The sequence below is a fragment of the Microcoleus sp. BM001215392 genome, assembly GCF_036700185.1.
GTDB lineage: Bacteria > Cyanobacteriota > Cyanobacteriia > Cyanobacteriales > Microcoleaceae > Microcoleus.
In genome coordinates this window covers 1-8303 of record NZ_JAUBOJ010000350.1, presented here as the reverse complement: position 1 = coordinate 8303, position 8303 = coordinate 1, and the positions used below count along the sequence as shown (strand labels likewise).

Genomic DNA, 8303 nt, shown 5'->3' with positions numbered 1-8303 from the left:
ACTTTTTTCTCATATTGGCGCGGTTAGTTCTGGAGATTGGTTGGGGGGGTTCCAACCAAGCAACAGCCGCCAAAGTTGAAATAGTAAAAACCGGAATCTCCAACTGTTGAGCCAAAGTCCGCGCCGTCACCATACCCATGCGAGTCCCCGTAAAACCTCCGGGCCCCTTCGCCACTGCAATAAAAGCCAAATCCGCCCAAGTTTGTGGCCGAATAAACTCTACTAAATGCTGGTGCAAATCCGTGGCTAAACTGCGGCCCAAATTCCAAGTTTGGCAGCGATAATCGCCGGAAAAATTGCTGATTGCTAAACCTAATTCGGGTGTTGAGGTGTGCAACGCTAAGCCGTATTTTTTAACGGATGTTCCGTCTGGGGGATTGCTGTTCACGATTACTGATAATTTTCCTTAACAAAAAACAGAGGCAGAGCGACAACTAAGCAACCCAAAAGAACGCCAAATATTCCCGTGTTTAAAATCCTTGAATTGCCCATCCCACCAGTTATCAGAAACAACACAACTAAACTAGCAAATAAGTTTTTATTCGCAAATTCTTTGTCTTGAGAAACTTGATATTTGACCGCCATAAAACCGGATGCAACTATGAGTGCGAACCAAGAATTAAAAATGACTATTTGAGAGCCAAAGATAAACCAAACTAAAGCAAACATTAGCGAATCGATCCAGAAATCTCCCTGTCTCAACTTCGGGAGCCAAAATTCTTGGGTAGCAACTGGGGCGATTTTCTTGGCTAATTGATTGTGTTGCAGCCGCACGAGTTTGTTTCTCAATTGAATTTTGGGATCGATTTGCAATACTTCCTTCCACTCGGGGACACGAGAATTGTTAACTCTTCCCAACAGCTTAATGGCTGCGACTTTGTTTAACTGCAAATCGGTGATTCTGGTGGCAATTATTTGGGATAAGTGCGGATAGTAAACGGGATTGTCTTCGGTTCTGTTAATGACGATATTCAGCTTTTGCTTGGCTTGACTGACTTGGATTGTAACATTGTACGGGGCGATCGCATCTTGTAAAGCTTGCTGAATTTCGGCTTGCTGTTCCCGACTCAAAAGCGCAGGTGTCCCGGCGAGTCTAGGCTTCGATTCTGCGCCTGTTTCCGGCGCATCCAACACGGGCTGCGCGTCTAAATACACCGGCTTGGGGTTCAACTGCCGAATGACTGCGGATGCTGAATTGTAGCGTCGGTTGGTGGCACTTTGGAGCATGGTGTCGAGGATGCGGCCGAAATCGTCGCTAACAGCACTCTTCAAATAATTGCGCCAAGCCCAAGAATCCTCGGCGCCCTCGAACAAGTCGAAGGGAGGAATGTGAGTCAGCAAGTGAATGCAGGTAACGCCCAAACTGTAGATATCGCTGGCAAAAACTGCTTTTCCCATCAATTGTTCTGGGGCTGTATAAGCAGCGCTGCCGATAATTGTACCAGTTTGTGGCAATCCGTTTGCTGTTACTTTTTTGGCTGCACCAAAGTCTACTAAAACGATATCTTTTTGGAAAGGAGAGGGTTGATAGGAATTTTCTAAGGCGGGTAAAGGGGCGGGAGATAGGCGGCGGCGAATGATATTTTCGGGTTTGATATCGCGGTGAATGACTTTGGATTTGTGAACAAAGTGGATTACGGGCAATAAATCATTGAGGATTTGCCGAATTTGGGTTTCGGTGAATGCTCCTTTTTGTTCTAATTCTTGGGCTAGATTTTTGCCGTCGATAAATTCTTGTACTAAATATTGTCTTGCGTCTTGTTCAAAATGCGCGATTAATTCGGGAATTTGGGGATGTTTCCCCAAGGTTTCTAGCTGGGCTGCTTCTTGGTGAAATAGTTGAGAGGCTTTTTCGGCTGCGGTGTTGGGCGGTAAAGATTGCTTGATGACGCACTGCGCAAAAGTTTGGGGTTTGGTTTCATCAACTGCTAGGAAAGTTCTGCCAAAGCCTCCTTGTGCGATCGGCTTTATGGTACGGTAGCGAGATGCTGATAGCGATTGTTCGTTAGTTAATAGCAATTTTGAGCCGCAACTTTGGCATAATTCTGCATCACCGGGGTTTTGCGGATTCTGACAAGTTGGGTTTAAGCAATAGGACATTGGATTTTAGATTTTGAATTTTAGATTTTAGATTTAGGAATAGGGGATAGGGAATTGGGAATTGGCCTTCCCAGGGCATTGGGAATTGGGCATTGGTTGTTATTAGTTATTATCACTAACAACTGACAACTGACAACTGACAACTGTCAACTGTCAACTGTCAACTGTCAACTGACTCAAGTCGGTACAAGTTCGCCCGGCCGCAATTTGACCCATTTGCCGGTCTCTTGTTTGAAACTTTGACACCCGACTACATCCCATTCCATTTCTATTTCGTCTTGACGGGGGCGGATGTTGACGTTGATGGTGGGTTCTACGGGGTCGAAATCGGGTGTTTCGGTGAGGTGGATTTGTTCGTGCTGTCCTTCTACGGCGTGGTAGGTGAAGCAGCGGTCTACATAGTGGCAGTTAATACAAATACACATTCTTGATATCCTCTGTGCATTTCAAAAAAATTGGTGAATTTCGAGCTTTCTGTTAATCTAGCGTAGCAAGAGTTTAATTGTTTGTAAGGAAAGTAGATTTTTGTTGCGATGCCGATAAATTTGCCACCTGCGCTATCTCCTGAGACTTGGCCGTTCGATTTGGAACTGCTGACACCGCCTGTTTATTTGGTGGGCGGCGCGGTGCGGGATGCGCTGCTGGGCCGCCGATCGCACTATTTTGATTTGGATTTCGTTATGTTAGCACGGGCAGTGAAAACTGCTCGCAAAATTGCCGATCGCACCAAAGGTGGATTTGTGTTGTTGGATGCGGAACGACAGATTGCGCGGGTGGTGTTTGCGGGCGGTACGGTGGATTTTGCGCAGGCTTTCGGGGGGAGTCTGGAGGGGGATTTGCACCGCCGCGATTTTCGGATAAATGCGATCGCCTGCAATCCTTTTACTGGAGAAATCATCGATCCTTTGGACGGTCAAACTGATTTGCGGTTGGGTTTGCTGCGGATGATTTCGCGATCGAATTTAGAGGACGATCCGCTGAGGTTATTAAGAGCTTACCGCCAAGCGGCACAGTTGGGTTTTGCGATCGAACCGGAAACACAATCTGCGATTCGGGAACTGGCGCCGCTGTTGAGTCGGGTGGCGGTGGAACGGGTGCGCACGGAATTAGGTTATTTGTTGAGCAATAATAACGGTGTTCCTTGGATTTGTAAGGGTTGCGAAGATGGGTTGTTTTCGATTTGGTTTGAAAGTGCGATCGACCGTTTCGACATCTTGACAAAAATTGACTCGTGTGCTGCTAATTTGGCGGCAATTTATCTGGAGTTGGGGACAGAGTTTTCGCGATCGATTCGCGATACAATTAAAACGCCATTGTTGGCGATCGGGAAGTTAGCTATTTTGGCAAATTCCGACCCGACCATCGCTGAAACAGAGTTACTGCGGTTGAAGTACAGCAATGCAGAGATTAAAAGTGCGATCGGGCTTTTGACATACTTACCAAAACTGCAAGCACAACCGATTGCCAAAATGTCGTTACGAGACCAGTATTTTTTGTTTCGTGATGTCGGAATAGTATTTCCAATTTTAGCAGTTTTAGCCGTAGCTGCGGGAGTTGCGGCTGAGGAGATTTCGCTGTTAATTAATCGCTATCTCGATGCTGATGATATTGTTGCTCATCCGACACAATTAGTTAGCGGCAATGAATTAATGGAATCTTTAAATTTGCCCAGAAGTCCGCGCATCGGTGAATTGTTAATGGAGATTCAATTAGCGCGGGTGGAGGGGAGAATTGCGACTCGCGAAGATGCGCTGAAACTGGCGGCAGAGTTGGTAGATGTTAATTGATATTTGGGAAATATGGCAACAGTCGGGTAGGTTCAAAAAATTCTTGACAATTATCAATACAATTACTATGATTGAAGCGATCGTTATTAAAAATAAATAGTTAAATGCAAGCTGTAAGTCTGATATCATCTGTGAAGGCAGCAGATGCGGGATTGCGAGAGGTTTATCAAAGCGAATACGGCATTCTCTACCAGGAAGACTGTCTAAATTTTTTAGGTATTATTCCCGATTGCTGTGCAGATATTGTATTTGCAGACCCACCATTTAATCTCGGCAAAGATTATGGTAACGGTACGAGCGACAGCCTAAATTCCAGCGATTATCTTGCTTGGTCAAAACAGTGGCTAAAAGAAAGCATTCGAGTGCTTAAACCGGGCGGCAGTCTATTTATTTTCAACTTACCAAAGTGGTGCATTGAGTACGGCGCATATTTAAATCAGCAAGGCATGGACTTTCGTCACTGGATAGCTTGTAGAATGCCTAAAGCCTTTCCTCGCGGCAAGAAAATGTCTCCCGCCCACTATGGATTGCTTTACTACACAAAAGGCGAACCAGCAGTTTTTAATAAAGTTTATACGCCGATTCAAGTTTGCCGACATTGCGGCGGAGAGATTAAAGATTATGGCGGACACCGCAAAAAATTAAATCCTCAAGGGATTAACTTAATGGATGTTTGGGATGCTTCCGAAGATGTCTGGGAAAATGCTTCTGAAGAAATTTGCTCTGAAAATTTGTGGACGTTAATTGAGGAAATGTGGACAGATATTCCGCCAGTCAGACACCGACAGCACAAGAAAAGGGGAGCCAACGAATTAGCTCCGATTATGCTGGAACGCATCATTGCTATGGCATCTAATCCGGGACAGGTTGTAATCGATCCTTTTGGAGGTTCTGGCACTACATTTTATGCAGCCGAAAAGTTGGGCAGGTATTGGCTTGGTACAGAAATCGGCGATATTGAACCAGCAGTAAAGCGGTTACAAGACTTGGCAAATGGTAACGTAGAAAACTGGGAATCAGCAAGGGGAAAAACAAAAAATAAAATCAGACAAATTCAACAAAGCGAGTCAATTCAATTAGAATTGTTTTCTTAAAAACCCACATTTTATTTTAAAGCGCGACCATCTGTGCCTTTGGTAATTGTAGGTACGCTAGTATCAACGGCATCATGTTCTATGACAAATATAGCCAAGAAACCTGCTTGTATGTTAACGGCGCGCCAGACATCAAAGTAAGGTTCTAGTTCCTCATAGTTGCCAATTCTATCAGTCAGATAAGGGTACAGTTTGCGGCTCGGCAAGACTAATGCAGTGCCTAAAAAAATACCTCGTAAAATACCGAGAACCAGTTTGTTAACACTGCGATGACTTGATGAAATATTTCCTGTTTCCCATTCTAAGGCAAATAAATCATTATCTAAAATTTTAGTAGCATCTACTCTTCCAGGGGATCTAGTTGCAAATCTGATTTGAGTTTCAAGCTGCCATCCAAAATTGTCCTGAAGACCAGCCAGACAAGCATTTTTAATGGGTTTGACACCGTTTGCGTGCCTGGTGGGATTTATCGTAAAGTTTGATGCCCCCACAGGCCAGACGATGGCGTCAATAGCAATCCTGATTTCATTTTGAATCACTCCCCATTCTGCTGATTCCTCAAAATTACCGCGACTAATAAGTGATACTTCTTGAACTATTTTCACAGGATACTAAGCCTGTTCGTTGATACTTGCTATTAATTCTTCCGGCAATTCAAACTTGCCATCTGTACCCGGTTCAAACTGAAAAACTTGCAACACAGCATCCACATTCAGCGCCCCGTAAATGTGCGGGTAATCCTCACCGGCGGCAAATTCATACTTAAGTTCAGATTTTACTTTTTCCGAGTCAATCCACAGCAGCAGTAATCCTGTTTGTCCCACAAAAAATTTATTGGCAGATTTCAGAACTTGCGGCAAAGTCGAACAGTGGATAAATCCTTCTGTATCTAGCGTATCTCCGCGATAGGATTGCACTTGTTTTGCTTCTTCCCACTGTTGGCTGCGGGTGATGTGAAAGATAACGCTCATAGTTAGATGGGTTTAGTTGTGCGATCGACAATTGGCAGTAAAATCTGAGAAGGATAACTCCCGCCGCAACTTACTGTCAGCGTCATAATTTTAGCATCAATTAACCGCGCTGCACCCGGAGGCGCGCCAGTTCCAGGATTCACGTCATAAGCTGGAAAACAAGCGGCACTCAAACTCAGGCGCAACGCATTACCTCGCGCAATTTGCATACAAGTTGATTGCAGTGCAATTCTCACAGGTATTGTACCTGAATTTACGCGCACGTAACCTTGAGTAAAATTGTAGGCGCTGCCATTATCTTTGACTTCCGAAAGTATGGCGCACAAGTCAAAAGTCGGCACATCCGCGGTACAAAATACTTTGACAAATACCTCTCCTGCAAGGTGCAAATCTGCTGCGAGGGGTGCAGAAGTATATGTTAGCACATCGGTGCGGCAGTCAATTGTCGATCGCTCAAATGAACCAGCAGGAAAAGCCGCGTGTCCTCCCAAAGACGGCACAGGCCGCCAAGGATCGTGTACAAATATATCATCAGTGCAAACATCGGCGCAAATCTCGGTTAAAATCCCCGCATCTTCTCGCATCGCGGCCAGTCCGTTAGTTGCTAAAAAATAAGACTGATGGTGATTTTGAGGCCACTTATCAAAGTGACGCCAATTATTACTCCCCATCTCGAATAAAGAAATTGGCGGATTATCTAATATTCCTGTATCAAGTTTTTTGAGGAAGCAATCGAACCAGCGAATTTGCAACTCATCCACAGGATTAGAAGCGGCCAAACCGTAATCCAGCGTTCCAACTTTCCGCCCCCAAGGTAAATGCGCCCAAGGCCCAACAATCAAATGCTGCGGCCAAGAACTCCGGCCCGCCATTTCCTGGTAAAGATGGATTGTTCCCCGCAAATAAGTATCAAACCAACCGCCAACGTGCAGCATAGGTAAGTCTAAGTCTTTGATGTTTGGTGAGAGTTTCTCCCAATACTCGCTCGGTTGATAATTAGCGAGCCAATCGTGATAATATGAGCCTGCTGCTAATTTTTTAATAATCTCAGGACGTGCCGGAACGGCATCGTATAGCGGCAGGTTTCTCGAAGCTGCGTAAAGGGATTGATGGACAGAAATATCGCCTTTTAAGCGAGCTGTTTCGGCGGCTAACTGAATTGCCCAACCGAGATTTGATTGCAAACAAAATGCGCCGCCTTCATAGGCCCAATCTGCGTATAAATTGCAGCCTACCATTGCCGGACAAATTGTAATTAAGGAGCTGGGTTTAGCCGCCGCGGCGTATAGTTGAGTCATGCCTTGGTAGGAAAAGCCGTACATTCCGACTTTGCCGCTGCTGCCGGGTAAATTAGCGGCCCAATTGACGGTATCAAATCCGTCTGCTGTTTCGCTAGCAAATAAGTTGAACTCGCCTTCGGAAGTGCCGCGTCCCCGCACGTCTTGGATGACAACGATGTAGCCGTGTTTGGCGTACCATGCGGGATGAGAATATACTACCGTAGATGCGATCGCCCTGCCGTAAGGTTGCCGCATTAACAATACTGGAAATTCGCCCGCCGCATCGGGGCGGTAGATGTCAGCATCCAAACGCACGCCATCTCTAGTTAGCATTGATGCTGTTTCTTTCGGACAAACTCTCAGCATAAATCCTCAAAAAATCAACTAAAAAAGCAGTCGGCGATTGAAATCGCTACTACACAAACAAAGTCCGCCTACGCGGACTAAGAGATTTAGGGGTATTTAACCGGAATTGGGTATGAATAACTGCAAACCTAGCACGGCACGAGTACATCCGATCGCCCGAGAACCCTCATATCTTCCTCATCGAGCTCGACTGGCGTACCGCTGCGAATTAGTTCGACAAAATCCTCATTTGGCACCATAATGCACAAAGTGTAAAGACGTTCGCTGCCCGTATTTTCAATGACGTGAGTACCCATTGGAGGCACTAATAAACTATCACCAGGTTTAATAATAACTGTTTTGCCGTCACAAGTCGCTTGCCCTCTCCCTTTGAGTACAAAAAACATTTCAACCGCCAGTTGATGGCGGTTAGGAGGAGTTTTGCCGCCCGCATCAAAAATCTCAACGCAAACAGTTAATGAAGCATTCGCGCTTGCCGGATCGAAGACTATGGCTAATCTATTAGTATCGCCCGGGCTGATGCGAAATGCTTGGTAGTCTTGAGGCGATTTCATTACAGGAATCATGCACTGGTTTGTCATTTTTTTATTGTTAGTTGTGAGTTGTTATAGCCTGGAAGAAGTCATTAGTCATTAGTCATTAGGAAGAAGGGGTGCATCTGGCGCAAGGCAAATATGTTTGTAGGGGCGAAGCATGACCGCATTC

The 8303-nt window shown here is 45.4% G+C and carries 9 protein-coding genes; 2 read left to right on the top strand and 7 right to left on the bottom strand.

The genetic code is table 11. The annotated features are described in order from the left end of the window. The 3 genes from tsaB to QT974_RS27250 all read right to left on the bottom strand — a co-directional run. Positions 1–388: tRNA (adenosine(37)-N6)-threonylcarbamoyltransferase complex dimerization subunit type 1 TsaB (tsaB, locus tag QT974_RS27260; protein WP_333471536.1), on the bottom strand; the 388-nt coding region annotated here is incomplete at its 3' end. A gap of 2 nt (positions 389–390) precedes the next feature. Next, positions 391–2100 (bottom strand): serine/threonine-protein kinase, encoded by a 1710-nt coding sequence (locus tag QT974_RS27255; protein WP_333471535.1) that lies wholly within the window; start codon positions 2098–2100, stop codon positions 391–393. A gap of 176 nt (positions 2101–2276) precedes the next feature. Then, positions 2277–2525 (bottom strand): Ycf34 family protein, encoded by a 249-nt coding sequence (locus QT974_RS27250; protein ID WP_333471534.1) that lies wholly within the window; start codon positions 2523–2525, stop codon positions 2277–2279. A 108-nt stretch (positions 2526–2633) separates the two neighbouring features. Between QT974_RS27250 and QT974_RS27245 the strand changes: the two genes are divergently transcribed. Together QT974_RS27245 and QT974_RS27240 are read left to right on the top strand one after the other, a co-directional pair. Continuing rightward, complete coding sequence (locus tag QT974_RS27245) at positions 2634–3887, top strand: CCA tRNA nucleotidyltransferase (protein WP_333471533.1); 1254 nt, start codon at positions 2634–2636, stop codon at positions 3885–3887. A gap of 104 nt (positions 3888–3991) precedes the next feature. After that, positions 3992–4981, top strand: a complete 990-nt coding sequence (locus QT974_RS27240) for a DNA-methyltransferase (protein ID WP_333471532.1) — start codon at positions 3992–3994, stop codon at positions 4979–4981. Between the two features lie 11 nt (positions 4982–4992). Here the strand turns inward: QT974_RS27240 and QT974_RS27235 are convergent, their stop codons facing one another. The 4 genes from QT974_RS27235 to QT974_RS27220 all read right to left on the bottom strand — a co-directional run bounded on the left by QT974_RS27235 (position 4993) and on the right by QT974_RS27220 (position 8179). Continuing rightward, positions 4993–5586, bottom strand: a complete 594-nt coding sequence (locus QT974_RS27235) for a restriction endonuclease (protein ID WP_333471531.1) — start codon at positions 5584–5586, stop codon at positions 4993–4995. A 6-nt stretch (positions 5587–5592) separates the two neighbouring features. Next, the gene (locus QT974_RS27230) at positions 5593–5952 is read right to left on the bottom strand and encodes a DUF952 domain-containing protein (RefSeq protein ID WP_333471530.1); all 360 of its coding nucleotides are present in this window, start codon (positions 5950–5952) and stop codon (positions 5593–5595) included. 2 nt (positions 5953–5954) lie between these two features. After that, positions 5955–7598, bottom strand: coding sequence for a CocE/NonD family hydrolase (locus QT974_RS27225; protein ID WP_333471529.1), 1644 nt, complete (start codon positions 7596–7598; stop codon positions 5955–5957). Between the two features lie 128 nt (positions 7599–7726). After that, positions 7727–8179, bottom strand: coding sequence for a cupin domain-containing protein (locus QT974_RS27220; RefSeq protein ID WP_333471528.1), 453 nt, complete (start codon positions 8177–8179; stop codon positions 7727–7729). Between the last annotated feature and the right edge of the window lie 124 nt (positions 8180–8303).

Bases quoted from the DNA above. Each gene is read 5' to 3' on its own strand.
- QT974_RS27255 (WP_333471535.1), bottom strand. From the start codon at position 2,100: ATGTCCTATTGCTTAAACCCAACTTGTCAGAATCCGCAAAACCCCGGT.
- QT974_RS27250 (WP_333471534.1), bottom strand. From the start codon at position 2,525: ATGTGTATTTGTATTAACTGCCACTATGTAGACCGCTGCTTCACCTAC.
- QT974_RS27245 (WP_333471533.1), top strand. From the start codon at position 2,634: ATGCCGATAAATTTGCCACCTGCGCTATCTCCTGAGACTTGGCCGTTC.
- QT974_RS27240 (WP_333471532.1), top strand. From the start codon at position 3,992: ATGCAAGCTGTAAGTCTGATATCATCTGTGAAGGCAGCAGATGCGGGA.
- QT974_RS27230 (WP_333471530.1), bottom strand. From the start codon at position 5,952: ATGAGCGTTATCTTTCACATCACCCGCAGCCAACAGTGGGAAGAAGCA.
- QT974_RS27225 (WP_333471529.1), bottom strand. From the start codon at position 7,598: ATGCTGAGAGTTTGTCCGAAAGAAACAGCATCAATGCTAACTAGAGAT.
- QT974_RS27220 (WP_333471528.1), bottom strand. From the start codon at position 8,179: ATGACAAACCAGTGCATGATTCCTGTAATGAAATCGCCTCAAGACTAC.